Origin of the sequence: Streptomyces sp. NPDC093600, assembly GCF_044764755.1 — a bacterium.
Taxonomy (GTDB): Bacteria; Actinomycetota; Actinomycetes; order Streptomycetales; family Streptomycetaceae; genus Streptomyces.
Genome location: NZ_JBIWIU010000008.1, coordinates 1 through 25,907 on the forward strand (window position 1 = coordinate 1; position 25,907 = coordinate 25,907).

Below are 25,907 nucleotides of genomic sequence, written 5' to 3' on the forward strand. Positions count from 1 at the left end.
CCCAGTAGACGACTGGGTTGATAGGCCGGATGTGGAAGCCCAGTAATGGGTGGAGCTGACCGGTACTAATAGGCCGAGGGCTTGTCCTCAGTTGCTCGCGTCCACTGTGTTAGTTCTGAAGTAACGAACTGTGCCGATTCCGGTTCGATATCTTCATAGTGTTTCGGTGGTCATAGCGTTAGGGAAACGCCCGGTTACATTCCGAACCCGGAAGCTAAGCCTTTCAGCGCCGATGGTACTGCAGGGGGGACCCTGTGGGAGAGTAGGACGCCGCCGAACAATCATTGTGGGAAAGCCCCGCACCTTATGGTGCGGGGCTTTTCTGCGTTTAAGGTACGACCATGCGCTATGACCTGGTCATCTTTGACAACGATGGTGTGCTCGTCGACAGCGAGCCGATCTCCAACACCATCCTGTCCCTCTACCTCACCGAACTCGGGCACCCCACCTCGTACGAGGACTCGCTGCGCGATTACATGGGCGCCGCGATCCACCGCGTACACGACGTGATCGGGGAGCGGACCGGCCAGCGGCTGCCGGCCGACTTCGACGAGGTCCTGCACGCGCGTGTCTTCGCCGCGTTCGAACGGGAGTTGGAGGCCGTCGCCGGGGTGACCGAGCTGCTCAAGCAGCTGGTCGTCGACGGCGTCCCCTACTGCGTGGCCTCCTCCGGGAGCCATGAGCGGATCCGGGTCGGACACCGCACGACCGGACTCGACGGATGGTTCCGGGACGAGATCATCTTCAGCGCCGAGGACGTCGGCCGGGGCAAGCCCGCCCCCGACCTCTTTCTCCATGCAGCCGCCCGGATGGGGGTCGCACCCGAGCGATGCGTGGTCGTCGAGGACAGCCGGCTCGGCGTCGAGGCGGCGCTCGCCGCCGGGATGGACGTCTACGGATTCACCGCGATGACCCCCGAGGAGAGGCTCGTGGGAGCCAACGGGTTCTTCGGCGACATGCGAGACCTCCTCCCCCTGCTGGGATGACCCCGCGAGATTGATGCCGTGATCCGCCTACCCATGGGTAAGGCCGGGTCCTACGCTGTGCCGCCATGACGGATGCGCGGTTGCGGCGTGGGCGGGGATCTCTGGCGGTCGGCTTCTTCGTGCAAGGAGTGACGTTCGCGCTCCTGGTGACCCGCATCCCCGCCATCCAGGACCGGTACGGGATCTCCGACGCGCTCCTGCCGTTGTTCCTGGCCGCCGTGCCGATCCTCGCCGGTGTGGGCAGTGTCGCCACGGAGAAGCTCGTCGCGCGCGTGGGGCCCGCCAGGGTGCTGCGCTGGGCGCAGCCGGTCGTCCTCCTGGCGCTGCTCGGGGTCGGGGCCGGAAGCCGGATGTGGCAGGTCGCCGTCGCGCTGGGGGTGTTCGGGCTCGCGGTCGGCGCGCTGGACGCGGCGATGAACATGCTCGGGGTGAGCCTCCAGCGGGCGTACGGGCGGAGCATCATGCTCGGCTTCCACGCCGCGTACAGCCTGGGCGGCATCGCGGGTGCCTCGCTCGCCTGGGTGGGAGCGCGCGGGGACCTTCCGCTGTTCGTCTCGTATCTGCCGGTGGTGGCCGTGCTCCTGCCCGTCGCGCTCCTCGGCAGCCGGTGGTATTTCGCCGGCACACAGCCGCCCGCGAACGAGGCGGACGAGGCGGGCGGGACGGGGGTCCGGTTCAGGCTTCTGCTGCCGCTCTGCCTTGTGATGACCTTCGCGTACATCGGGGACTCGACGGTGTCGAACTGGTCCGCGAAGTATCTGCAGGACGTGCTCGGCGGCTCGGAGGAGCTCGCGACCGTGCCGTACAACGCGTACATGGTCACCACGCTGCTCGGGCGGACCCTGGGGGACTTCGGGGCGCGGCGGCTGGGGGCGGAGACGGTCGTGCGCGCCGGGGCGGTGCTCGCGGCGCTCGGGTTCGCGGTGGTGGCGGTGGCGCCGGCGGCGTGGGTGGGCGTGGCGGGGTTCACGATGCTCGGATTCGGGCTGAGCGTCATCGTGCCGCAGACGTTCGCCGCCGCCGGACGGCTGTTCCCGGGGGCCAGTGACACGGCCGTGGCGCGGCTCAACGTCTTCAACTACGTGGGGTTCCTGATCGGGTCCCCGCTCGTGGGGGCGCTCGGGGACGCGTGGAGCTATCGGGGCGCGATGCTCGTGCCGATGGTGCTGGTCCTGGTGACGGTGGCGTACGCCACGTCGTTCGGTTCTCGACGAGCCCGATACGGTGACGGGCATGAGCGGCCGCGCACTGTTGATGTGGGATGAAGCTGTCCTGGGGTACGACTTCGGGTCCGAGCACCCGATGGACCCCGTTCGGCTCGCGCTGACCATGGGGTTGGTGCGGGCGTACGGGCTCGATCGGGCCGTGGACGTGGTGACGGCGAAGCCGGTCGGGGACTCGACGCTGCGGCTCGTACACCGCGAGGACTATGTGGCCGCGGTCCGGGCGGCCTCGGCGAACCCGGGGGCCGCGGACCAGTCGTACGGTCTGGGGACCGTCGACGACCCGGCGTTCGCCGGGATGCACGAGGTCTCGGCGCTGATCGCCGGTCAGTCGGTGGCGGCGGCCGAGGCGGTGTGGCGGGGGGAGGCCGCGCACGCGGTGAACTTCGCGGGCGGGCTGCATCACGCGATGCCCGGGAGCGCGTCCGGCTTCTGTATCTACAACGACGCGTCGCTGGCTATCGCCCGGCTGCTGGAGCTGGGCGTGGAGCGGGTCGCGTACGTGGACGTGGACGTGCACCACGGGGACGGGGTGCAGGCCGCGTTCTGGGAGGACCCGCGGGTTCTGACGGTCTCGCTGCACGAGCATCCGCGCACCCTCTTCCCTCAGACGGGGTGGCCCGAGGAGACGGGCGCGGCGGGTCCGGGCGAGGGCTCCGCGGTGAACGTGGCCCTGCCGGCGGGGACGGGCGACGCGGGGTGGCTGCGGGCGTTCCACGCGGTGGTGCCCGAGCTGATCGCGGACTTCCGGCCGCAGGTGCTGGTGACGCAGCACGGGGCGGACACCCATTTCGAGGATCCGCTGGCCCATCTGGCGGTGTCGCTGGACGCGCAGCGGGCGGTGCAGTCGGCCTGTCACGACCTGGCGCACGCGCACGTCGAGGGCGGGAAGTGGGTCGCGCTCGGCGGGGGCGGCTACGCGGTGGTCGATGTCGTACCCCGGTCGTGGACGCACCTGGTGGGGATCGCGGCGCACGCTCCGGTCGCGCCGGAGTCGGTGATCCCGTCGTCGTGGCGGGACGAGGTGTACGCGCGGACGCGGCAGCCGGGGCCCGCGCGGATGACGGACGGCCGGTGGCCGGTGGAGTGGCGGGACTGGGCGGACGGGTACGACCCGGCGGACCGGCTGGACCAGGCGGTGCTCGCGACGAGGCGGGCGGCGTTCCCGCTGCGCGGGCTGCTGGCCTAGACCGTCCCTCAAGTCCCTTCGGCTGCGGTTACGCCAACGGTGGGTCGTCACGCGGATTCTGACCCCTCGGCAGTTGGGCTCGGGCAGCATCGAGAGGTGCTGAGTACCGGGGCGCTGCGGGCGCATCTGTTGGCGGCGGGGTTGGCCGGGACCGTGGCGACCTCGAGGGAGGAGAGCCTGCGGAGTTACCGCCTCTTCGCCGCGCGGGATCCACGCGTGATGCTGGGTCTCGATCCCGAGTGGGTGTGGGGCGAGCCGGAGTTGCTGCAGCTCATGGCCGACAAGTGCGGGGTCTCCCGGGATCCGGCGCACCGCGCCGGGCCCGATGTCATCGATCCGGAGCGGACGTTGAGCGCGCTCGACGCGTTCGCGGCGCGGCTGGGCGAGGCGGCGCGGCGAAGGTCCCCGGTGCTGTTCGGGACCGGGCATCCGCATCGGCTGCTGGGGTTCTACGCAGCGCTCGCAGACGCTCTGTCGGCGGTGGGATGTCTTGTCCTCACCCCCGCGCAGGGGCGATGTGTCGACATAACGACCCGGTTCGGTCTACGCACGTACCTCCTCGACTACGTACGGGGGGTCGCGATGGTGCGAGAGCCCGGTCTGTCGGCCGCCGGGCGCGAGACGGGGGCGCACACGCATTCCCCGCTGCCGGTCAGGGCCGTTCTGGAGGGGGCGGTGGAGGGCGGGTGGCCGCTTCCGGAACTCGTGGTCGGGGACCACGGCTGGGTCTGCGGGGCAGGTCAGCTGGGTATCGAGGCCATCGGGCTGGCCGACACGGACGATCCCGCGCTGTTCGTCGGCGAGGCGGAGGGGCAGGTGTCCGTGGCCGTGCCGCTCGATGACGGCGTACGGGCGGATTACTACCGCCCACTTACTCGCTATGTACTCAATCGAGCGTGTCTGTCACGGTAAACGGCCGATGGCTGCTCCTCTTCCCCACTCGTACCACCCGCCCCTAGTCTGGAGCGTGAGCGCACAGCGACGCAGGGTCACCGGAGGGGAAGCCGGTGGGCGTCGTGTGCGGAAGGTACAGGTGGGTCATGGCTGCTGGCGATCGGCCTCTCAACGAGGTCAAGTTTCTGACCGTGGCGGAAGTCGCCTCGGTGATGCGAGTGTCGAAGATGACCGTGTACCGCTTGGTGCACAGCGGTCATCTGCCGGCGATCCGGGTGGGCAGGTCCTTCCGGGTTCCCGAACAGGCGGTTCACGAGTACCTCAGGGAGTCCTTCGTGGGGGTGGGCACCGCGTAGCGAGCGCGCGGCCGGGAGCTCTCGTACCCCTCGGATTACGACGTCGGCGCTCGTGCCGGTAGGCTAGGCCGACGTAGGTCGTGTGGGCCCAGACGCCCCGCACCAGTGAAGAGAAGTGAGCGAGGGTAGTCGTGGGCTCTGTTATCAAGAAGCGGCGCAAGCGGATGGCCAAGAAGAAGCACCGCAAGCTGCTCAAGCGCACCCGCGTTCAGCGTCGCAACAAGAAGTAGGCGACGGTTGTAACGACGGCTGTTTGTGCGTCGGGCGTGGCCCCCCACCGGTTCGGTGGGGGGCCACGCCTTTTTTGGTCCAGTTGCCCACGGCGGCCGCCGCTGGGCGACAGGGAGGCGCTACGGTGGCGGACAGGCCCTGGGGAGAACCCGTGGGACGGAACCGACGGAAGGCGCGGATCTTGGGCAAGGTCGTGCTCGTCACCGGTGCGGCCCGGTATCTGGGAGGCCGTTTCGTACGGCGGGTCCAGCGGGACCCGGACGTGGACCGGGTGGTCGCCGTGGACGCGGTGGCGCCGGCGCACGACCTCGGCGGAGCCGATTTCGTCCGGGCGGACATCCGCCAGTCGGCCATCGCCAAGGTGCTCGCCGAGCACGAGGTGGACACGGTCGTCCATCTGGACGTCACCGGTACGGCGCTCGGAGCCGGCGGCCGCACGTCGGTCAAGGAGACCAACGTCATCGGCACCATGCAACTCCTGGGTGCCTGCCAGAAGTCGCCGCGGATCAACCGGCTGGTGATCAAGTCCAGTACGAGCGTGTACGGCTCCGCGGCCCGCGATCCGGCCGTCTTCATGGAGACGACACCGCCCAAGTCCCTTCCCAGCGGGGGCTTCGCGAAGGACGCGGTCGAGGTCGAGGGATACGTACGGGGTTTCGCGAGGCGCCGTCCGGACGTGGCCGTGTGCGTGCTGCGGTTCGCGAACATCCTGGGGCCGCGGGCGGAGTCGCCGCTCGCGGAGTATCTGTCGCTGCCCGTCATGCCGACCGTCTTCGGCTACGACCCCCGGCTGCAGTTCGTCCACGAGGACGATGTGATCGACGTGCTGCACCTGGCGTCGCGGGAGCCGCGGCGCGCGACGCTGAACAGCGGCACGTTTAATGTGGCGGGCGACGGTGTGCTGCTCCTGTCGCAGTGCGCGCGGCGGCTCGGGCGGCCGACCGTGCCGGTGCCGCTGCCCGCGGTGACCTGGGTCGGTTCCGCGCTGCGCACGGTCGGGGTCACCGACTTCTCGCCCGAGCAGATCCGTCTCCTCACGCACGGCCGGGTCGTCTCCACGGTCGAGATGCGCGAGACACTCGGCTTCGCACCACGGTTCACCACCGCGGAGACCTTCGCGGACTTCGCGGGCAGCCGGGGGCCGGGGCTGCTGCCGCCGGAGCGCCTGGCCGGGGCGGTGGACCGGGTTGCGGACCGGCTGGCACACACCCCTGTTGAGAGCGGCGACTAAGGAGCCCACGTAACGATGGCGGACGCCAAGGTCATTCCGTTCGACGACGACCGCTCACGCGCCCGGCGACGGCCCGCCAGGGCCGGCCAGGAAGCCGCCGTGCGCGCCCTGCCGGGGCAGCACGGCCCCGAGGGGCCCCTGTCGGCCGCCGCGGCCGCCAAGGGCGTGGAGCCCTCTCCTGAGCCGCAGGAGGCTGAGAGCGGCGCGCCCGCGCCGGAGAGCGGCGGCGGAGGGTGGGAGCGGCGGCTCGCGGGCGGGCTCGCCTTTCTGCGGCGCCGGGTGACGGGTGAATACGAGGTCGACGAGTTCGGCTACGACAAGGAGCTCACCGACCAGGTCCTGATGTCGCTGCTGCGGCCGCTGTACGCGAAGTACTTCCGGGTGGAGGTGAAGGGCATCGAGAACATCCCGGCCGAGGGCGGCGCCCTGGTGGTCGCCAACCACTCCGGGACGCTGCCGCTGGACGGGCTGATGATGCAGGTCGCCGTGCACGACAACCATCCGGCGGGCCGTCATCTGCGGCTGCTCGCCGCCGACCTGGTCTTCATGCTGCCTGTCGTGAACGAGCTGGCCCGCAAGGCCGGGTCCACGCTGGCGTGCGCGGAGGACGCGGAGCGGCTGCTGCAGTCCGGGGAGATCGTGGGCGTGATGCCGGAGGGGTTCAAGGGCATCGGGAAGCCGTTCGGCGAGCGGTACAAGCTTCAGCGCTTCGGGCGGGGCGGGTTCGTGTCGACGGCGCTGCGGGCCGGGGTGCCGATCGTGCCGTGCTCGATCGTGGGCGCGGAGGAGATCTACCCGATGATCGGCAACGCGAAGACGCTGGCGCGGGTGCTGGGGATCCCGTACTTCCCGATCACGCCGACCTTCCCCTGGCTGGGGCCGTTGGGGATGGTGCCGCTGCCGACGAAGTGGACGATCCAGTTCGGTGAGCCGATCGCGACGGACGGCTATGCGCCGGAGGCGGCGGAGGACCCGATGCTGATGTTCAACCTGACGGACCAGGTGCGGGAGCAGATCCAGCACACGCTGTACAAGCTGTTGGTGCAGCGGCGGTCCGTGTTCTTCTGACGGTACGAGTGTGGGGCGCCCCCTCCGCGAGGGGGCGCCCCACACTCGTGTCAGCGGGCGTCCTCGTCCTTGACGTCGAGGTCGGGGAGGAGGCCCGGCAGCAGGGGTGGGATCGTCACGCCGGGCATCGGGGGTGCCGACTGGTCGCCCGACGGGACCGAGGGCATGCCTGGTGAAGGCTGGTCGAGCAGGCCGCCCGTGTCCCCTCCCAGGAGGCCGTCGCTGTCCGGTGAGCCGCTGCCCGAGCGGGAGGGCTGGGGCAGGGTGCTGCCACCGCCCGCGGTGGGAGCGACGGAGGAGGACGGCGGGCGCTGGGTGTGCCTGCCCGAGGTGTCGTGTGTGGAGCCGGGGGTGCCGGTGTTGACGGCGCCCGTCTGGGGGGTGCGGGGAAGCATCCCCTGGAGCGGCTCGACCTCTTGGTCTATGGCGACGAAGACGTCGTTCACCGCGTCGCCGACGTCCGCGAGCTGGATCGGCAGGCGGTCGCGCAGGCCGTTCCAGGTGTCGCGGTGGGCCTGGGCGAAGGAGTTGAGCCGGGCCATCGGGGCGATGGCGCCGTCCTTCTCGTACGCCTGGCGCAGCAGTCGATGGCCTTCGGAGGCGTCGTGCTTCATGACTCCGAGGACGCGGCGGATCTCGCCGAGGGACTCGTGGTCGAGGGCGCCGGCGCGCCCGCGTTCCATCAGCCGGCGGGCCTCGCTGAGCCGGGTGGACGCCTGGTCCAGATAGATGCCGCCCCGGTCGGCGTCGTCGTCCGCCATCCCGAGCTTGATGTCCTCCATCCCGCGCTTCAGGCCGTAGAGCGAGTCACCGGGGAGTGCGTCGGAGCTGGCAGCGGCCACACCGCTGAAAGCGCCCGCGGCCACACCGACCGTGAGGCCGCCCGCGGCGATGCCCTTCGACCAGCGGGAGCGGGGACGCAATTTCCGGAGCGGGGAGGCCCGGTGGGCTCCCCGTCCGCTCGATGTCCGCTGCTCCGGCACGGTAGGGCCCGCGGCCGCGCTGCCCTCCGCGAGCATCGCTTCCATGGCAGCGACGAGCTGGGCTCGCTGCACCACTTTGACCTCGGGGTCCAGCTGCGGTTTCGGCAGTTCGCCGAGACCGTTCGTCAGCGCCAACAGCCGCCCCTGCTCGGCCGGTTCGGCCGACGTCTCGGGCTGCTCGGCCGCCGCGCCCTCGGACGCCCGATCCTCCAGGGCCTGGGCGAAGGCGTTCGCCCGCCGGTGCGCCGATACGTTCGCGATCACTGGCGGCACCTCCTCTCGTCATGACGGTCGACTCCCCGGGGTGTCCGGAAGGTTGCACACCTTGAGCACATCCACACGAACGAGTGAGTGGCTGGGTCCGAGGTGTGACCGCAGGGAGCCTGCATTCCGCACAACGAGCGGCGCGGCACTTGGGTTACGCGCGAAAGATGATCGGACCAGTGCGTCATCGAGGCGTCACCGACTGTGAGTTGGCAGGGATAGTGGGGACGTGGGGGGAGAGGTGCGGAGCGGGGGGTGCGGAAGGGGCGGGAGCGTCTGTGGGGGGCCGATGCGGTCAGCGGGCGTCGTCCGGGAGGAGCCGTGCCAGGGTACGCACCGCCCGGTACTGGAGGGTCTTGATCGCACCCTCGTTCTTGCCCATGACCCGGGCCGTCTCGGCGACCGAGAGGCCCTGCAGGAAGCGCAGGGTCACGCACTCCTGCTGCTGGGGGTTGAGCCGGCGGACCGCGTCGAGGAGGGCCGCGTTGGAGAGGGACTCCAGGACGGAGTCCTCGGGGCTGCGCTCGACCTCGTTGGCGTCGAGCATCTCGCCCGTGGTCACTTCCAGCCGGAACCGGCTCGACTTGAAGTGGTCGGCGACCAGGTTGCGGGCGATGGTGACCAGCCAGGCGCCGAAGTCACGGCCCTGCCAGGTGAACGTGGAGATCCGGCGCAGGGCGCGCAGGAACGTCTCACTGGTGAGGTCTTCCGCCGTCGCCTTTCCGCCGACGCGGTAGTAGATGTAGCGGTAGACAGTGTCGCTGTACTGGTCGTACAGGCGGCCGAAGGCCTCGGCCTCACCGGCCTGGGCGCGCTCGACCAGGTCCATCATGCGAGCGCTGTCGCTGTCGGCGGTGGGGCGGCGGGCGGCGGTCGAGGTTCCGGTGCCGCCGCGGCTGCCCCGTCTGCCGACAGCGGCACCGGTCTCGGCGAGGGCATAGCAGGGACCGGCGGGTGCCGGCGCGGCAAGGGCAAAGGCGGGGACAGGGACGGCGTACGCGGTGGGGACGAAGCCGCGCAAGTGGTCGAGGACCGTTGCGCGCAGCGTAGCCAGGCCCGAGGCGTCAACCCCGACGTGTGGGTACACGGGACTCCCAGAGGCAGAGCTTCCATCACGTGCAGTGCGGGACCGTTCACTCGTCGTGGCGACGTGTGGGTTCCGTTGTGCGTCTGAGGAGAATAACGCTTCGTACAGGCAGCGCTACACCCAGTTGCTCAAATCATCGATTCCGTCGTATCTGTTACCGCTTGGAGTCGGATCGGGGCGCAGTTCGTGACCGACTGTTGATCGGTTTGCTTCCGAGTGTGACTGCGACCAGGCTCTGTTGTGGTCGAGTACGGGACCGGGGAGTGATCTGGCCCGCTGCTGGGTAGGGAGCCGCGAATGCCTACGGGTCGACGTGTGCGGAGGTGTTCGACCACGTACGGGTGAGCCGCGCCGGTCCGGGGTTGTCGCAGGTGATCTCAGCCGGAACGTATCGGCGGGCAGAAGGCTCACGGGGTGTGACGGAGCCGACCGTGAACGGCTTGGCTCAGCGGCGGCGGCGGTGCAGGGCGACCGCGGCGGCCGTGCCGCCCGCCAGCGCGCCGACACCCGCGGCGGCGGGGATGCCGACCTTGGCCGCCTTGCGGCCCGTGCGGTAGTCGCGCAGCCGCCATTCGCGCGCCTTGGCGTACTTGCGCAGCTTGCTGTCCGGGTTGATGGCGTAGGGGTGCCCGACCAGGGACAGCATCGGGATGTCGTTGTGGGAGTCGCTGTAGGCGGCGCAGCGGTCCAGGTCCAGGCCCTCGGCCGCGGCCAGTGCGCGCACCGCCTCGGCCTTGGCCGGTCCGTGGAGGGGTTCGCCGACCAGCTTGCCGGTGTAGATGCCGTCGACGGACTCGGCGACCGTGCCGAGCGCGCCGGTCAGGCCGAGCCGGCGGGCGATGATCGTGGCCGTCTCGACGGGCGCGGCCGTGACCAGCCAGACCTTCTGTCCGGCGTCCAGGTGCGCCTGGGCCAGCGCCCGGGTGCCGGGCCAGATCCGGTCGGCCATGTACTCGTCGTAGATCTCCTCGCCGATCGACATGAGCTCGGAGACGCGGTGGCCCTGGACGATGGACAGGGCGCTCTCGCGGGCGTCCTGCATGTGCTCCGGGTCCTCGACGCCGGCCAGCCGGAACCACGCCTGCTGCCAGGCGAAGCGGGCCAGTTCCCGGCGCTGGAAGAACTTCCGCTTGTACAGGCCGCGGCCGAAGTGGAAGATCGCGGCGCCCTGCATGACGGTGTTGTCGAGATCGAAGAAGGCGGCTGCCCGGACGTCGCCGACCACGGGGAACGGGGTCCGGGCGGGCGCGGCCGCCGCCTCTTCCTCCCGCTCCAGTTCGAGCTGCTGCGAAGTCTTGCGCGCTGCCTCGGCAGCGGCCTCGCCCGCCAGAACGCTGCGCGCGGTGGCGGAGCGCCTACGAGGGGTGAGCCATCCCAGTGCGGCCATGGCGTGAGCATAGCCAGTCTGTTCGGTACTTCCCGACGTGTGGCGGGGCCGCGGCGTGAACACTCCGTGACTCCCTGCCGGGCGGGCGGTGAGGAGCAAGCTGGAGGGAGAGGGCCCGCGCTCTTTTCCGGGTCGGCGCGGACGCGCCCCGTACGGCGCAGAATGGAGGGCATGTTCGGACGGACGAAGAAGAAGGACATCTCCGCGCCCCCCGCCGCCTCCGCCGCGCGGACCGTGACGCTGATCGGCAAGCCGGGATGTCACCTCTGCGACGACGCCCGTGCCGTGATCGAGGCGGTCTGCGCCGAGACCGGGGCGAGCTGGGAGGAGAAGGACATCACCCAGGACGAGGAGCTGTACCGGGAGTACTGGGAGCAGATTCCCGTGGTCCTGGTCGACGGTGAACAGCACACCTTCTGGCGCGTGGACGCCGGGCGGCTGCGGCGTGAACTGGGTGGCTGACCGGAAGACGGTTACCATCATGGACGTTTTGTATGGGTCCCGGGGGCGTGATCGTGAGGAGAGTGTGCGGTTTTGCCCCCTTCGGATGCTCAACGGGTTGACGCGCTCCGCGGTTCCGTCCTCAGGCGAACCGGACGCGTGACCCCGGTCACTTTGGCCGGACAAAACGGACACCATCTTTGTGCACGCGTTCACAAAGACATAGCCTGCATTCGACGGGGCGGTCCTGGGACATATGGCCGCCTGCAGCCCCGCTCATCCCGCAGGAGCACCGTGGCAACTGGCCGAACTCACCGACCGGCGACCCGCAGCCGAGGAATTCCCGAGGCCACCGTCGCCCGCCTTCCGCTGTATCTGCGTGCGCTCACCGCACTGTCGGAGCGCTCCGTACCCACGGTCTCCTCCGAGGAACTCGCAGCCGCCGCGGGGGTCAACTCCGCGAAGCTGCGGAAGGACTTCAGCTACCTCGGCTCTTACGGCACGCGCGGAGTGGGCTACGACGTCGAGTACCTCGTGTACCAGATCTCCCGCGAGCTGGGTCTGACGCAGGACTGGCCCGTCGTCATCGTCGGTATCGGTAACCTCGGCGCCGCCCTGGCCAACTACGGCGGGTTCGCCTCCCGTGGCTTCCGGGTCGCCGCGCTGATCGACGCCGACCCCGCCATGGCCGGTACGCCCGTGGCCGGGATCCCCGTCCAGCACACCGACGAGCTCGAGAAGATCATCGAGGACAACGACGTCTCCATCGGTGTCATCTCGACCCCGGCCGGCGCCGCCCAGCAGGTCTGCGACCGGCTCGTGGCCGCCGGGGTGACCTCCATCCTGAACTTCGCCCCGACCGTGCTCTCCGTGCCCGACGGCGTGGACGTGCGCAAGGTCGACCTCTCCATCGAGCTGCAGATCCTCGCCTTCCACGAGCAGCGCAAGGCCGGCGAGGAGGCGGACGCCGAGGGCGCCGCCGCCGCGCCGCCCGCGGTCCGCGGCGGCTCCGCGGGCCCGGCCCGGAAGGGACCCGACGGGGACGTCCCCGCCGTGATGCCGGCATGAGCCTCCTCGTCGTCGGGCTGAGCCACCGCAGCGCCCCGGTCAGCGTCCTGGAGCGGGCCTCGCTCGCCGCGGACACCCAGGCCAAGCTGCTGCAGGACACCCTCGCCGCCGAACCGGCCGCCGAGGGCGCGGTCCTGGCCACCTGCAACCGCATCGAGCTCTACGCCGACGTGGACAAGTTCCACGCGGGTGTCGCCGAGCTGTCCACGCTGCTCGCCCAGCACAGCGGCGTCGGACTCGAGGAGCTCACCCCCTATCTCTACGTGCACTACGAGGACCGGGCCGTCCACCACCTCTTCTCGGTGGCGTGCGGGCTCGACTCGATGGTCGTCGGCGAGGGCCAGATCCTCGGCCAGATCAAGGACGCCCTCGCCCTCGGCCAGGACCTGCACACCGCGGGCCGGCTCCTCAACGACCTGTTCCAGCAGGCCCTGCGGGTCGGCAAGCGCGCGCACAGCGAGACCGGGATCGACCGGGCCGGTCAGTCGCTCGTCACCTTCGGTCTCGAGCAGCTCGCCGACGGTAGGGACGTCGGTGTCTGGGCGGCGGGCAAGCGCGCGCTGGTCATCGGCGCCGGCTCCATGTCCTCGCTGGCCGCCGCCACGCTCGCGCGCGCCGGTGTCTCCGAGATCGTGATCGCCAACCGCACGGCGGCCCGCGCCGAGCGGCTCGTAGAGATCCTCACCGAGCCCGGTGGTACGGGTGTGGCCGCGCGCGCGGTCGAGATGGTTGCCGTCGGCGACGAACTGACCCGTGCCGACATCGTCGTCTCCTGCACCGGAGCCACCGGACTCGTCCTGACCGGCGAGGCCGTCGAGCGCGCGCTGGCGGTCCGTACGGCTCCGCTCGCGCTGCTCGACCTCGCCATGCCCCGTGACATCGACGCGGCCGCCCACCGCATGCCGGGTGTGCGCCTCGTCGACATCGAGTCGCTGGCCGACGCGTCGGCCGACGCCCCGATGGCCGCCGACGTCGACCAGGTGCGCTCCATCGTCGCCGACGAGGTGGCCGCCTTCGGCGCCGCCCAGCGCGCCGCGCACATCACCCCGACCGTGGTAGCCCTGCGCACCATGGCCGCCGACGTGGTCGCGGGCGAGGTGGCCCGGCTCGAGGGCCGGCTGCCCGACCTCGACGACCGGCAGCGTGCCGAGATCACCCAGACCGTGCGACGCGTGGTGGACAAGCTCCTGCACGCGCCGACCGTACGGGTCAAGCAGCTGGCCAGCGAACCCGGCGGCGCCGGGTACGCCGACGCGCTGCGGACACTCTTCGACCTCGACCCGGAGACGGTCGCCTCCGTCTCCCGGGCCGACCTGAATGACGCCGACGTCAAGAACCGAGGGCGAGTATGACCGAGAGGGCACTGAGGCTCGGGACCAGGCGCAGCAAGCTCGCCATGGCCCAGTCCGGGCATGTGGCCGACGCCGTCCGGCAGCTGTCCGGCCGGCCCGTCGAGCTCGTGGAGATCACGACGTACGGGGACGTCTCCCGCGAGCACCTCGCGCAGATCGGTGGCACCGGCGTGTTCGTCGCCGCCCTGCGCGACGCGGTCCTGGCCGGCGAGGTGGACTTCGCCGTCCACTCGCTGAAGGACCTGCCGACCACCCAGCACCCAGAACTGGTGCTGGCCGCGATCCCGCAGCGCGAGGACCCGCGCGACGTGCTCGTCGCCCGCGACGGGCTGACGCTCGACCGGCTGCCCGAGGGCGCCCGGATCGGCACCGGCTCCCCGCGCCGCCAGGCCCAGCTGAACGCCTACGCGCGCAGCCACGGGCTGACCATCGAGACCGTGCCGATCCGCGGGAACATCGACACCCGCGTCGGATACGTGCACAAGGGCGAGCTGGACGCGGTGGTTCTCGCCGCGGCCGGCCTCAACCGCATCGGCAGGAGCGACGAGGTGACCGACTTCCTGTCGGTCGACGCCGTCCTGCCCGCCCCCGGCCAGGGGGCGCTGGCGATCGAGTGCGCGGCTTCCGCCACCGACCTCGCCGCCATGCTCGCCGAGCTCGACGACCCGTACACCCGGGCCGCCGTGACCGCCGAGCGATCCCTGCTCGCCGCCCTGGAGGCCGGCTGCTCCGCGCCCGTGGGAGCACTGGCCGACCTGCTGGCCGAGGATTCCGGCCGCGGGCAGATTGTCACCGAAATGCGCCTGCGCGGCGTCGTCGGCACCACCGACGGCTCGACGCTGGTGCAGCTGTCCACCACCGGTCCCGTACCCACGTCGCACGACGCGGCGATGGCACTCGGACGCGAACTCGCGGACGAGATGCTCGCCAAGGGTGCGGCCGGTCTTATGGGGGAGCGAGCACTTTGAACCCCACCAGTCCGACCACCAGCCCCGTGACCTCGGCCTTCACCGGCCATGGGAACGTCACCTTCCTGGGTGCCGGACCCGGCGACCCCGGACTACTGACCCTCCGGGCCGTGGAGGCCCTGGCGGGGGCGGACGTCTTGATCGCCGAGCCGGAGGTGCTCGAGGTCGTCCGCGGTCATGCGCGCACAGGCGTGAGCACGCCTGAGCTGACGGTTGTTGACGAGGCGTCAACAACCGCCGGTGTCCCCGTGTTGAGGGATGCGGCCAATCTTGTCATGGAGGCCGCCAGGGGCGGCAAGCGGGTCGTCCGTGCGGTGACCGGCGACCCCGGCCTCGACGGGAACGCGGGCGCCGAGATGCTCGCCTGCGCCGCCGAGGGCATCCCCTTCGAGGTCGTGCCCGGTGTCGCGACGGCGGTGGGCGTACCCGCGTACGCCGGTGTTCCGCTGCGTGACGCCCAGGGCACCGATGTGCGTTTCGTGGACGCCCGTACCGCCGACGAGCGGTGCTGGAGCGAGGTCGGCGCCTCGGACGGCACCGTCGTCGTGTCCACCTCGCTGGACTCGGTGGCGGCGGCGGCCGGGGAGCTGGTGGCGGCTGGCCGTAAGCCGGACACCCCTCTCACGGTCACCATCGCCGGTACGACGACACGGCAGCGGACGTGGACCGCGACGCTGGGCACGATCGCCCAGGTCTTCAAGCAGGGCAAGGTGCTCCCGTCGCCCGAGGGCCACCGGCCGGTCATAGCCGTGGTCGGCGAGCGCAGCGCTCCGGCGCAGCGGGACCAGCTGGCGTGGTTCGAGTCGAAGCCGCTGTTCGGGTGGCGGGTGCTGGTGCCGCGTACGAAGGAGCAGGCCGCGTCGCTCTCCGACCAGCTGCGCAGCTATGGCGCCGTGCCGCACGAGGTGCCGACGATCGCCGTCGAGCCGCCGCGGACGCCGCAGCAGATGGAGCGGGCGGTCAAGGGCCTGGTGACCGGTCGCTACGAGTGGATCGCGTTCACGTCGGTCAACGCGGTGAAGGCGGTCCGGGAGAAGTTCGAGGAGTACGGGCTCGACGCCCGGGCCTTCGCCGGGATCAAGGTCGCGGCCGTGGGCGAGCAGACCGCGGCGGCGCTGGTGGACTTCGGTGTGAAGCCGGACCTCGTGCCGAGCGGCGAGCAGTCGGCGGCGGGACTCCTGGAGGACTGGCCGCCGTACGACCCGGTCTTCGACCCGATCGACCGCGTCTTCCTGCCGCGGGCGGACATCGCGACGGAGACGCTGGTCGCGGGTCTGATCGAGCTCGGGTGGGAGGTCGACGACGTGACGGCGTACCGGACGGTGCGCGCGTCGCCGCCGCCGGCCGACACGCGGGAGGCGATCAAGGGCGGCGGCTTCGACGCGGTGCTCTTCACCTCCTCGTCGACGGTGCGGAACCTGGTGGGTATCGCCGGGAAGCCGCACAACGTGACGGTCATCGCCTGTATCGGGCCGGCGACCGCGAAGACGGCGGAGGAGCACGGGCTGCGGGTCGACGTGCTGTCGCCGGAGCCGTCGGTGCACAAGCTGGCGGAGGCGCTCGCGGACTTCGGGCTGCGGCGACGGGCGGCGGCGCTGGAGGCGGGCGATCCGGTGACGCGGCCGAGCGAGCGCAGGCCGGGCGCGAGACGGCGCCGGACGACGTGATCGTCTTCCGTAATCGTCTTCTCTGAGGGTGCGGGGCCTTGTCGGGGTCCCGCACCCTCGTGCGTGCGGAGGGGAGGTCCGCGACGCCGGTCCGGCAGGCTGTCGGTAAACGGATGGTTCGTACGGGCGTAGCCTCGGGCCTATGAACTCGTACGGATCCTTTCCCGGGGCGCGGCCGAGGCGGCTGCGGACGACTCCTGCCATGCGGCGGATGGTGGCCGAGACGCGGCTGAGTCCGGCCGATCTGATTCTTCCCGCGTTCGTGCGGGAGGGGATCGGCGAGCCCGTGCCGATCGCCGCGATGCCCGGGGTCGTGCAGCACACGCGGGACACCCTGCGGAAGGCGGCCGTGGAGGCGCTGGAGGCCGGGGTCTCCGGGATCATGCTGTTCGGTGTCCCGGCGGACGAGAAGAAGGACGCGGCCGGAACGGCGGGCACGGACCCGGACGGGATCCTGCAGGTCGCGATCAGGGACGTGAAGGCCGAGGTCGGGGACGATCTCGTGATCATGTCCGATCTCTGCCTGGACGAGTACACCGACCACGGGCACTGCGGGGTCCTGGACGCGAGCGGGCGGGTCGACAACGACGCCACGCTGGAACGTTACGCCGAGATGGCCCAGGTGCAGGCGGACGCCGGTGTCCATGTCGTGGGGCCGTCCGGGATGATGGACGGTCAGGTCGGGGTGGTCCGTGACGCGCTGGACACCATCGGCAAGGAGGACGTGTCGATCCTCGCGTACACCGCGAAGTACTCCTCCGCCTTCTACGGGCCCTTCCGCGAGGCGGTCGGCTCGTCGCTCACCGGTGACCGCAAGACGTACCAGCAGGACCCCGCGAACCTGCGCGAGTCGATGCGTGAGCTGGCGCTCGACCTCGAAGAGGGCGCCGACATGGTGATGGTGAAGCCGGCCGGCCCCTACCTCGATGTGCTGGCGAAGGTCGCCGAGGCCGTGGACGTGCCGGTCGCCGCCTACCAGATCAGCGGTGAGTACGCGATGGTGGAGGCCGCGGCCGAGAAGGGCTGGATAGACCGGGACAAGGCCATCCTGGAGACGCTCACCGGGATCAGGCGCGCGGGCGCGCGGATGATCCTGTCGTACTGGGCCACCGAAGCCGCGCGGAAGCTCAGCCGCGCGGTCTGACGACTCCTCGGAAGGGACGGAACCGCAGGACGGTTCCGTCCCCTTCGTCGTCGTGGGCGGTCAGGACGTGCCCGTGCCTTCCGTCCTCGCCGCGATGGAAGTACTGGGCGACACCGTCGTCGGACCGGGTGGTGCTGAGGGTGCGCACCGGCCCGTCCCGGAGGACGACCGAGCGTTCGTACCGGTACCGGCCGGGCGGGCCGACCGAGATCAGGGCCTGGACCGAGTCGGCGATGGCCCGCTGGTTGGCCGGGTCGGCGGCGAAGGCGTGGTGGGCGGCGGCGTCCGTCCACTGGGCGTAGTTGAGGATCGTCCGGCCGTCGGAGCCCGCCAGGCAGTAGCGGCCGAGGAACGCCTCCGGCAGCCGGGCCTCGGCCCAGGCGTCGATGACACCCTCCATGACGGCCTGCCGACGCTCCGGGTCCGGCGTCTGCCACTGTGAGATCAGGATGAGACCGGCGTCGGGACGGCCGAACTCGGGGAACGCGTGCGACTCCACTAAAACGTTAGTCATGTCTAACAGTTTCGCGTTCGGAAGCCGACCGTGCAAGCGCATTAACGGACGGTGAGCAGATCCGCGAGCCGCGAGAGACCGTCCCCCGCGTGACCGGCGGCGATCGCGCGGTCCAGGATCACCTGGAACGGCTCGAAGAGCTCGGTGCTGACGCCCTGATCCCGGAACGTCGTCAGGAAGTTGGGGAACGCGGCCTGGTTCACCGCCAGGCTCGACACGTCGGTCACATGCTGTCCGCTGTCCAGGTCCCGGGCGATCCCCGGAACGATACCGAGCATGGCCGTGACCCACGGAACCAGCAGCTCGGAGTACGCCTCGGCGCTGATGTTCTCCGTACGGACCAGGGCCAGCGCCTGGATGACGCCGACGAACATCCCGTACATGCCGGTCAGCAGACCGAGGTCGTGGAGCGCGGCGAGGCCGGGGTCGCTCCCGGTCCACTTGGTGCCGCCGAGGGCGGCGAGCGTGGCGCGGTGCGTCTCGTACGCCGCCTCGTCACCGCTGTAGAACACGTACGCGTCCGGGCCGGCGATCATCTGCGGGACGGCCATGATGCCGCCGTCGACGTACTGGGCGCCCTGCTTGACCGCCCAGGCGGAGAGCGTTCGGGCCTGCGTCGGGGTGCCGTTGGTGAGGTTGACCAGGGTCTTGCCCGCGAGCTCCTCGGGAAGCGCGGCGAGCAACTCGTCGACGTTGTCGTTGGACAGCAGGCACAGCACGACGAGCGGGCTCGCCGCCACCGCTTCCGCCGCCGAGCCGGCGGGAACGGCGCCCCGCGCCACCAGCGGGCCGGCCTTGGCGGGCGAACGGTTCCAGACGGTGACCCGGTGGCCCGCGTCCAGGAAGGCGCCGGCGAGGGCGCTGCCCATCATGCCGAGGCCGAGGACGGAGACCTGGGCGGAGGGCGAGGTGGACATGGCGTGGGTGGTTTCGGACATGGGGGTGCTCCAGGGCTGGGAGAGGGAGGTTCGGGCCGTCGGGCGGCTCGTCGTCGATCCTTCTCCGCGGCGCTTCGCCCCACAAGTACCGACTTATTGGTCAGGTACGCACCGATTGGTAAGGATGGGCCGGGCGGCGCACCCTGGTAGTACCGCTGGAGGTGGTCCCCATGCACACACTCGTCGGATGGCACATCGAGATGGAGTTCCAGGAAGACGGTGACCGGACCAGAGCGGCCGCCATGGTCCGCCTCGGTGACGGCACCGAGTTCCGCGCCCAGGGCAAGGCCCACCGGCACCCCTCGGACCCGGAGCAGCTGCGGGTCGGCGAGGAGATCGCGGGGGCACGCGCGCTCATGGATCTCGCCTCGCAGCTGCTGCAGAAGGCGCACGCGGAGATCGACGAGGTGTCGGGCAGGACGTCCCACGCCATTCGCTGATCCCCACCCCCTCCGCTCGTCCCCCGTCCGGCCCGCCTCCGTCCATCCCCGACAATGAGGGAGGCCGGACGGGCGGGACGAGGGGGGGGCGGGAACGGGTGGCAACGGAGACGGACGGTTTCGCGGAGCTGGTACGCGGGCTGAAGGAGCGATCCGGGCTCAGCTACGGGGCGTTGGCGAAGAAGCTGCATGTCAGTACGTCGACACTGCACCGGTACTGCAACGGCGACGCCGTGCCGACGGAGTTCGCGCCCGTGGAACGGCTCGGGCGGCTGTGCGGGGCCACCCGGGACGAGTTGGTCGCGCTGCACCGCGGCTGGATCCTCGCGGACGACGCCCGCCGCCGCGGACGTCCGGGCACGGCGGCGGCCGTGCCGGAGGCGGTGGCTGTGCCCTTGGAGGCTGTGCCCGCGCAGGAGCCGGAGGCAGTGCCTGATCCGGAGACCGCGCCGCCCGCGCCGGTCACCGTCTTCCCGCCGGAGGCCGTTCCCGCGCGGCGGTCCCGCAAGCGCCTGCGCGTGGCGCTCGCGGCGGCGGCCGTCGTCCTGGTCGCCGTGCCCGTCGCGTACGCCGTCGGCCGCGCCGGTGGCGGCGGCGCCGGAGAGACGGCCGCCGGCGGGCGGACGGCCGGCCCCGCCGACGGGACCGGAGCGAAGACGCCCGAGTCGGCCGAGGCCGGCGGCCAGGCGGCCGGAGCGCCCATCAGCGTGGGCATCAGCTCGTACAACTGGGACGCGCCCTGCGGCCAGTACTACGTCCTCGACCGGAAGCCGGACCGTGTCCCGCCCCCGCCCGCGCCGCAGGACACCCGCGGCTGGGCGCGCGCGCTCGGCGCGGTCGACGGCGGCCACATGCTGCTCCAGCTCACCGCCACCGGCAGGACCGACGAGTCCGTGGTCCTCAACGCCCTGCACGTACGCGTGGTGGAGCGCGGAGCACCCCTGAACCGGGCGGCGTACGCCATGGGCGACGGCTGCGGCGGGATCGTCACCCCGCAGTCCTTCGACATCGACCTCGACGCTCCCCGCCCCTTCGTGAAGCCGGTCGCCGGCCACGACGGCGACTCCGTCGTGCCGGCCAAGGACTTCCCGTACAAGGTCTCCACCAGCGACCCCCAGGTCCTCAACCTGGACGTCCACACCGACGCGCATGTCATCGGCTGGTACCTGGAGCTGGACTGGAGCAGCGGCGACCGGCACGGCACGGTGCGCGTCGACGACGGCGGGAAGCCGTTCCGTACCAGCGCCATCGAGGGGAAGACGGTCTACGGCTACCGGCCCGACAAGGGCGACTGGGCGGCGCAGCAGTAGCGAGGAGCGGAGCGGAGCACGGGAAAGGCCCCGACACGAGGTGTCGGGGCCTTCGCCGTACGCCGGTGGTGCGCCTGTCCGTATGCCTGCCGGGGGTCAGAGGCGCTCGGGGGTCCGGATGCCCAGCAGCGCCATGCCCTGGTGGAGCGTCCGGGCGGTCAGGTCGCACAGGAAGAGACGGTTCTCCGCGACCTCTTGCGCGGGCGCCGGCTTGATGACGGGGCACTGGTCGTAGAACGTCGTGTAGAGCGACGCCAGCTGGTACAGATACGCGGCCAGCTTGTGCGGGGCGTACTCCGCGGCGACCTCCGCCAGCTGCTCCCCGAACTGGTCCAGGTGCAGGGCGAGCGCCCGCTCCGCCGGGGCCAGCTCCAGCTCCGGGTGCGCCACGGGCGTACGGTCGCCGGCCTTGCCGAAGATCGAACGGATACGGGCGTACGCGTACTGGAGATACACCGACGTGTCGCCGTTGAGCGACACCATCTGGTCCAGGTCGAACTTGTAGTCGCGCGCGGCGGACGTCGACAGGTCGGCGTACTTGACCGCGCCGATGCCGACGTACCGGCCGTTCTCCACGATCTCCGACTCGGTCAGGCCCACCTTCTCGGCCTTCTCGCGCACGACCGACGTCGCCCGCTCCACGGCCTCGTCCAGCAGGTCCACCAGCCTGACCGTCTCGCCCTCACGGGTCTTGAACGGCTTGCCGTCCTTGCCGAGGACCGTGCCGAACGCCAACTGGACGGCCTTCACGTCCTCGTTCAGCCAGCCGGCCCGGCGGGCCGTCTCGAAGACCATCTTGAAGTGCAGCGACTGGCGGGCGTCGACCACGTACAGCAGGGTCGTCGCCTTCAGGTTCCGCACCCGGTCCCGGATCGCCGACAGGTCCGTCGCCGCGTAGCCGAAGCCGCCGTCCGACTTCTGCACGATCAGCGGGGTCGGGTTGCCGTCCGGGCCCTTGACGTCGTCGAAGAAGACGCACAGCGCGCCGTCGGAGCGCACCGCGACGCCCGACTCCTCGAGGATGCGGCAGGTCTCCACCAGCATGTCGTTGTACCCGGACTCGCCGACGACGTCCGCGTCCCGGATGTCCATGTCCAGCTTGTCGAAGACGGAGTAGAAGTAGATCTTCGACTCGTCGACGAACCGCTGCCACAGCGCGAGGGTCCGCTCGTCACCGGCCTGGAGGTCCACGACCCGCGCCCGCGCCCGCGTCTTGAACTCCTCGTCGGAGTCGAAGAGCGCGCGCGACGCCTTGTAGAGCCGGTTGAGGTTCGACATCGCCTCTTCGCCGGAGACCTCTTCGCCGGAGGAGTGGTCCAGCTCGTGCGGGTGCTCGATCAGATACTGGATGAGCATGCCGAACTGGGTGCCCCAGTCGCCGATGTGGTGGCGACGGACCACCGTCTCGCCCGTGAACTCCAGGATCTCGACCATCGCGGCACCGATCACCGCCGACCGGAGGTGGCCGACGTGCATCTCCTTGGCCACGTTCGGCTGCGCGTAGTCGATCACCGTCGTGCCGGCGTTCTCCGCGTACGGCACGCCGAGGCGGTCGTCGGCGGCGCGCGCGGCCAGCGTCCGGACGATCGCCTCGTCGGTGACCGTGATGTTGAGGAAGCCGGGGCCGGAGACCTCGATCTCCTTCAGCACGTCGTTGGCCGGGATCGCCCCGACGACCTTCGCCGCCAGCTCACGCGGATTGCCCTTGAGCTGCTTGGCCAGCGCCAGGATGCCGTTGGCCTGGAAGTCGGCCCGGTCGCTTCGTCGCAGCAGCGGATCGGCGGAACCGGCCTCCGGCAGGGCTGCCGAGAGACCTTCCGCGAGGCGCTGCTGCACGGTCGAAGCGAGGGAAGGGACCGAGGCCATGAGCTTCCGTTCCTGTATGTGGGGCGGGTGGGCTATTTCGCTTGTCAAGTGTCCCATGGGCGGGCAACGTGTTTTCTCCCCTGTGGACAACCTCGGAGTGCTCCGTTCCGTCTGGGAGAATGGCTGACGTAGGGCAGCAGCTTTCGAGGGAATCAAGGAAGAAGGACGTACCGACCGTGGCTCAGAGCAGCACCGAGACCGACTGGGTCTCCCGTTTCGCGGACGAGGTCATCGCCGAGTCGGAGCGACGTGCGCCTGGCAAACCGGTCGTCGTCGCCTCCGGACTCTCCCCCTCCGGCCCCATCCACCTGGGCAACCTCCGCGAGGTCATGACCCCGCACCTCGTCGCCGACGAGATCCGGCGCCGCGGCCACGAGGTCCGGCACCTCATCTCCTGGGACGACTACGACCGGTACCGCAAGGTGCCCAACGGCATCCCCGGCGTGGACAAGGAGGGGTACGAGCAGCACATCGGCAAGCCGCTGACCTCCGTCCCGGCCCCGCCCGGCTCGCCGTACCCGAACTGGGCCGAGCACTTCAAGGCCGCGATGGTCGAGTCCCTGGCCGAGCTGGGCGTCGAGTACGACCCCATCAGCCAGACCGAGCAGTACACCGCGGGCACCTACCGCGAGCAGATCCTGCACGCCATGAAGCACCGCGGTGACATCGACGCGATCCTCGACCAGTACCGGACCAAGAAGGCCCCGGCGAAGAAGTCGCAGAAGCCCGTCGACGAGGCCGAGCTGGAGGCCGAGGAGGGCTCCGGCGCGGCGAGCGAGGACGACGGCTCGGGCGGCGCCGGCGGGTACTTCCCGTACAAGCCCTACTGCGGGCAGTGCGAGAAGGACCTGACGACCGTCACCTCGTACGACGACGAGACGACCGAGCTGGCGTACACCTGCACGGCCTGCGGCTTCGCCGAGACCGTCAAGCTGAGCGAGTTCAACCGCGGCAAGCTGGTCTGGAAGGTCGACTGGCCGATGCGCTGGGCGTACGAAGGCGTGATCTTCGAGCCGTCCGGTGTCGACCACTCCTCGCCGGGCTCCTCCTTCGTCGTCGGCGGCCAGATCGTCCGGCAGATCTTCGACGGCGTCCAGCCGATCGGCCCCATGTACGCCTTCGTCGGCATCAGCGGCATGGCCAAGATGTCCTCGTCGCGCGGCGGCGTGCCCACCCCGGCGGACGCGCTGAAGATCATGGAGGCCCCGCTGCTGCGCTGGCTGTACGCGCGGCGCAAGCCCAACCAGTCCTTCAAGATCGCCTTCGACCAGGAGATCCAGCGGCTCTACGACGAGTGGGACAAGCTGGAGTCCAAGGTCAAGGACGGGACGGTGCTGCCGGCCGACGCCGCCGCGTACGCCCGGGCCGCGCGCACGGCCGCCGGCGAGCTGCCGCGCACCCCGCGCCCGCTGCCGTACCGGACGCTCGCCTCCGTCATGGACATCACCGCCGGCCACGACGAGCAGACCCTGCGGATCCTGACCGAACTGGACCCGGAGAACCCGGTCACCTCCCTGGACGAGGTCCGGCCCCGCCTGGACCGCGCCGAGAACTGGATCACCACCCAGGTCCCGGCCGACCAGCGCACCATCGTCCGCGACGAGCCCGACACCGAACTCCTCGGCTCACTCGACGACCAGGGCCGCGAGTCGCTGCGCCTGCTCCTGGAGGGCCTGGACACGCACTGGTCCCTCGACGGACTGACCACCCTCGTCTACGGCGTCCCCAAGGTCATGGCCGGTCTCGACCCCGAGGCCAAGCCGACCCCGGAGCTGAAGGTCGCCCAGCGCGCCTTCTTCGCCCTGCTCTACAAGCTCCTGGTGAGCCGCGAGACCGGCCCGCGGCTGCCCACGCTGCTCCTCGCCGTGGGCGCCGACCGGGTGCGCAAGCTGCTCGGCGCGTAGCCGGACACCGTACGCGAGAAGGCCGCCGCCCGGACTCCGGGCGGCGGCCTTCTCGCCACACCCCTACGGGATGTGGTTCTCCGCCATCTCCTGCTCAAGGCGCTCGCGCAGCCGCGGGTGCAGCTCACGCAGCAGCGAGGCGCTGCGCGGGTGGTGGATCCGGTACCGGTCGCTCAGCTGTATGTCGAGCTGCTCCACCGTCGGGAACTCCTGCTGCTCGTCGACGTAGTCCCACATCGCCTTGTACGCGGCGTCCGCGAACTCGTCCACCGACGGCTCCGGCTCGACGTACTCCGGATACACCTCGAACCGCTCCGGACCCTGCTCCTGGCGCGGGTCCGGGACCGGCAGATCCTCCGGACCCTGGGGCACCGCCACCGGCGTCGGCTCCAGACCCTCCACGTACGTCGGGGCGTAGGCACCCTCGTACGCCTCGGGCGGCAGCTGCTGCGCCGCGAACCAGGGGCTGTCATGGGTGGGGGGAAGCCCCTGTTGCTCCTGCTGCTGTCCCTGCTGGTGCGGCTGCTGACCGGGCTGCTGCGGCTGTGCGGCCTGCGGGAGTTGGGGCGCCGACTGGGCGGGCGGAACCTGCGGGAGATGCTGGGCCTGCTGCACCTGCTGGCCGTGCTGCGTCGGCTCGATCTGCTGGGCCGCGCTCGGCTGCGGCGGGATCAGCGCCGGCTCCACGCCCGCCGCCGCGAGCCCCGCCGCCGCCGTCTCCGCCAGCGGCACACCGTACTTCGCCAGCCGCAGCGGCATCAGCGCCTCCACCGGCGCCTTCCGCCGCCACGCCCGCCCGAAACGAGCCTGCAGCCGGGCCTGGTAGATCAGCCGGTCCTGCTCCAGCTTGATGACCTGCTCGTACGAGCGCAGCTCCCACAGCTTCATCCGGCGCCACAGCCGGAACGTCGGGATCGGCGACAGCAGCCAGCGGGTGAGCCGCACGCCCTCCATGTGTTTGTCGGCCGTGATGTCCGCGATCCGGCCCACCGCGTGCCGCGCCGCCTCCACCGCGACCACGAACAGCACCGGGATCACGGCGTGCATCCCCACACCCAGCGGGTCCGGCCAGGCCGCCGCGCCGTTGAACGCGATCGTCGCCGCCGTCAGCACCCACGCCGTCTGGCGCAACAGCGGAAACGGGATCCGGATCCACGTCAGCAGCAGATCCAGGGCCAGCAGCACACAGATACCGGCGTCGATGCCGATGGGGAAGAAGTACGAGAAGTCGCCGAAACCCTTCTCGACGGCGAGCTCCCGCACGGCGGCGTACGAACCCGCGAAACCGATACCGGCGATGATCACCGCACCGGCGACCACCACACCGATCAGAATCTTGTGCGTACGTGTCAGCTGCACCGCGGCCACCCGCGATCCCCTCCCGTCATTCGACATC

General features: G+C 70.8%; 24 protein-coding genes and 2 rRNA genes. 19 read left to right on the plus strand and 7 right to left on the minus strand.

Going from position 1 to position 25,907, the window contains the following annotated elements:
- The 10 genes from ACIRB4_RS20085 to ACIRB4_RS20130 all read left to right on the plus strand — a co-directional run.
- Positions 1-89 (plus strand): 23S ribosomal RNA (locus ACIRB4_RS20085); the annotation flags it as partial.
- A 73-nt stretch (positions 90-162) separates the two neighbouring features.
- Positions 163-279, plus strand: a 5S ribosomal RNA gene (rrf, locus tag ACIRB4_RS20090).
- A gap of 62 nt (positions 280-341) precedes the next feature.
- On the plus strand, positions 342-986 hold the full coding sequence (locus ACIRB4_RS20095) for an HAD family hydrolase (protein WP_403292968.1): 645 nt from the start codon (positions 342-344) through the stop codon (positions 984-986).
- Positions 987-1,051: 65 nt separating this feature from the next.
- Positions 1,052-2,251, plus strand: coding sequence for an MFS transporter (locus tag ACIRB4_RS20100; RefSeq protein ID WP_403292970.1), 1,200 nt, complete (start codon positions 1,052-1,054; stop codon positions 2,249-2,251).
- Positions 2,220-3,398, plus strand: a complete 1,179-nt coding sequence (locus tag ACIRB4_RS20105) for an acetoin utilization protein AcuC (RefSeq protein WP_403292972.1) — start codon at positions 2,220-2,222, stop codon at positions 3,396-3,398. The genes ACIRB4_RS20100 and ACIRB4_RS20105 overlap by 32 nt, the downstream gene beginning before the upstream one ends.
- A gap of 96 nt (positions 3,399-3,494) precedes the next feature.
- The gene (locus ACIRB4_RS20110) at positions 3,495-4,310 is read left to right on the plus strand and encodes a phosphatase (protein ID WP_403292974.1); all 816 of its coding nucleotides are present in this window, start codon (positions 3,495-3,497) and stop codon (positions 4,308-4,310) included.
- A gap of 128 nt (positions 4,311-4,438) precedes the next feature.
- Complete coding sequence (locus ACIRB4_RS20115) at positions 4,439-4,648, plus strand: helix-turn-helix domain-containing protein (RefSeq protein WP_030223786.1); 210 nt, start codon at positions 4,439-4,441, stop codon at positions 4,646-4,648.
- 131 nt (positions 4,649-4,779) lie between these two features.
- Positions 4,780-4,878: a 30S ribosomal protein bS22 gene (locus ACIRB4_RS20120; protein ID WP_003948845.1), complete on the plus strand. Its 99-nt coding sequence runs from the start codon at positions 4,780-4,782 to the stop codon at positions 4,876-4,878.
- A gap of 182 nt (positions 4,879-5,060) precedes the next feature.
- Entirely contained in the window at positions 5,061-6,110 is a 1,050-nt protein-coding gene (locus ACIRB4_RS20125; protein ID WP_403293496.1) for an NAD-dependent epimerase/dehydratase family protein, read from the plus strand.
- Between the two features lie 15 nt (positions 6,111-6,125).
- Positions 6,126-7,178 carry a lysophospholipid acyltransferase family protein gene (locus ACIRB4_RS20130; protein ID WP_403292977.1) on the plus strand — a complete coding sequence of 351 codons (1,053 nt, stop codon included), beginning with the start codon at positions 6,126-6,128 and terminating at the stop codon, positions 7,176-7,178.
- A gap of 50 nt (positions 7,179-7,228) precedes the next feature.
- On the opposite strand, the gene ACIRB4_RS20135 is transcribed toward ACIRB4_RS20130, so the two are convergent.
- From ACIRB4_RS20135 to ACIRB4_RS20145, 3 genes are all read right to left on the minus strand, one after another.
- The gene (locus ACIRB4_RS20135; protein ID WP_403292978.1) at positions 7,229-8,425 is read right to left on the minus strand and encodes a DUF5667 domain-containing protein; all 1,197 of its coding nucleotides are present in this window, start codon (positions 8,423-8,425) and stop codon (positions 7,229-7,231) included.
- 295 nt (positions 8,426-8,720) lie between these two features.
- Positions 8,721-9,512 (minus strand): ECF subfamily RNA polymerase sigma factor, BldN family, encoded by a 792-nt coding sequence (locus ACIRB4_RS20140; RefSeq protein WP_403292980.1) that lies wholly within the window; start codon positions 9,510-9,512, stop codon positions 8,721-8,723.
- Between the two features lie 445 nt (positions 9,513-9,957).
- Positions 9,958-10,899, minus strand: coding sequence for an HAD family hydrolase (locus ACIRB4_RS20145; protein WP_403292982.1), 942 nt, complete (start codon positions 10,897-10,899; stop codon positions 9,958-9,960).
- Between the two features lie 162 nt (positions 10,900-11,061).
- Here ACIRB4_RS20145 and ACIRB4_RS20150 point away from each other — a divergent pair, with 162 nt between their 5' ends.
- The 6 genes from ACIRB4_RS20150 (at position 11,062) to hemB (ending at position 17,539) form a co-directional block, all read left to right on the plus strand.
- Positions 11,062-11,361, plus strand: coding sequence for a glutaredoxin family protein (locus ACIRB4_RS20150; RefSeq protein WP_403292984.1), 300 nt, complete (start codon positions 11,062-11,064; stop codon positions 11,359-11,361).
- 273 nt (positions 11,362-11,634) lie between these two features.
- A complete protein-coding gene (locus tag ACIRB4_RS20155) occupies positions 11,635-12,408 on the plus strand; it encodes a redox-sensing transcriptional repressor Rex (protein WP_403292986.1) in 774 nt (257 codons plus the stop codon).
- Entirely contained in the window at positions 12,405-13,760 is a 1,356-nt protein-coding gene (locus ACIRB4_RS20160) for a glutamyl-tRNA reductase (protein ID WP_403292988.1), read from the plus strand. Before ACIRB4_RS20155 ends, ACIRB4_RS20160 begins: the two co-directional genes overlap by 4 nt.
- Positions 13,757-14,728 carry a hydroxymethylbilane synthase gene (hemC, locus tag ACIRB4_RS20165; RefSeq protein WP_403292991.1) on the plus strand — a complete coding sequence of 324 codons (972 nt, stop codon included), beginning with the start codon at positions 13,757-13,759 and terminating at the stop codon, positions 14,726-14,728. The genes ACIRB4_RS20160 and hemC overlap by 4 nt, the downstream gene beginning before the upstream one ends.
- Positions 14,725-16,395 carry a uroporphyrinogen-III synthase gene (locus ACIRB4_RS20170; protein ID WP_403292993.1) on the plus strand — a complete coding sequence of 557 codons (1,671 nt, stop codon included), beginning with the start codon at positions 14,725-14,727 and terminating at the stop codon, positions 16,393-16,395. Before hemC ends, ACIRB4_RS20170 begins: the two co-directional genes overlap by 4 nt.
- Positions 16,396-16,537: 142 nt before the next feature.
- Complete coding sequence (gene hemB / locus ACIRB4_RS20175) at positions 16,538-17,539, plus strand: porphobilinogen synthase (protein WP_403292995.1); 1,002 nt, start codon at positions 16,538-16,540, stop codon at positions 17,537-17,539.
- Here the strand turns inward: hemB and ACIRB4_RS20180 are convergent.
- Positions 17,523-18,053: a hypothetical protein gene (locus tag ACIRB4_RS20180; protein WP_403292996.1), complete on the minus strand. Its 531-nt coding sequence runs from the start codon at positions 18,051-18,053 to the stop codon at positions 17,523-17,525. The two genes, hemB and ACIRB4_RS20180, sit on opposite strands and share 17 nt — an antisense overlap.
- 41 nt (positions 18,054-18,094) lie before the next feature.
- Positions 18,095-18,991: an NAD(P)-dependent oxidoreductase gene (locus tag ACIRB4_RS20185; protein WP_403292998.1), complete on the minus strand. Its 897-nt coding sequence runs from the start codon at positions 18,989-18,991 to the stop codon at positions 18,095-18,097.
- Positions 18,992-19,161: 170 nt separating this feature from the next.
- On the opposite strand from ACIRB4_RS20185, the gene ACIRB4_RS20190 reads away from it, so the two are divergent.
- Both ACIRB4_RS20190 and ACIRB4_RS20195 read left to right on the plus strand, forming a co-directional pair.
- A complete protein-coding gene (locus tag ACIRB4_RS20190; RefSeq protein ID WP_403293000.1) occupies positions 19,162-19,431 on the plus strand; it encodes a DUF1876 domain-containing protein in 270 nt (89 codons plus the stop codon).
- Between the two features lie 98 nt (positions 19,432-19,529).
- Positions 19,530-20,741 (plus strand): helix-turn-helix domain-containing protein, encoded by a 1,212-nt coding sequence (locus tag ACIRB4_RS20195; protein ID WP_403293002.1) that lies wholly within the window; start codon positions 19,530-19,532, stop codon positions 20,739-20,741.
- Positions 20,742-20,837: 96 nt separating this feature from the next.
- On the opposite strand, the gene argS is transcribed toward ACIRB4_RS20195, so the two are convergent.
- Entirely contained in the window at positions 20,838-22,607 is a 1,770-nt protein-coding gene (gene argS / locus ACIRB4_RS20200) for an arginine--tRNA ligase (RefSeq protein WP_403293003.1), read from the minus strand.
- Positions 22,608-22,726: 119 nt separating this feature from the next.
- Here argS and lysS point away from each other — a divergent pair, with 119 nt between their 5' ends.
- Positions 22,727-24,511 (plus strand): lysine--tRNA ligase, encoded by a 1,785-nt coding sequence (lysS, locus tag ACIRB4_RS20205; RefSeq protein ID WP_403293005.1) that lies wholly within the window; start codon positions 22,727-22,729, stop codon positions 24,509-24,511.
- A gap of 63 nt (positions 24,512-24,574) precedes the next feature.
- On the opposite strand, the gene ACIRB4_RS20210 is transcribed toward lysS, so the two are convergent.
- Positions 24,575-25,879, minus strand: a complete 1,305-nt coding sequence (locus ACIRB4_RS20210) for a DUF2637 domain-containing protein (RefSeq protein ID WP_403293006.1) — start codon at positions 25,877-25,879, stop codon at positions 24,575-24,577.
- Positions 25,880-25,907: the final 28 nt, after the last annotated feature.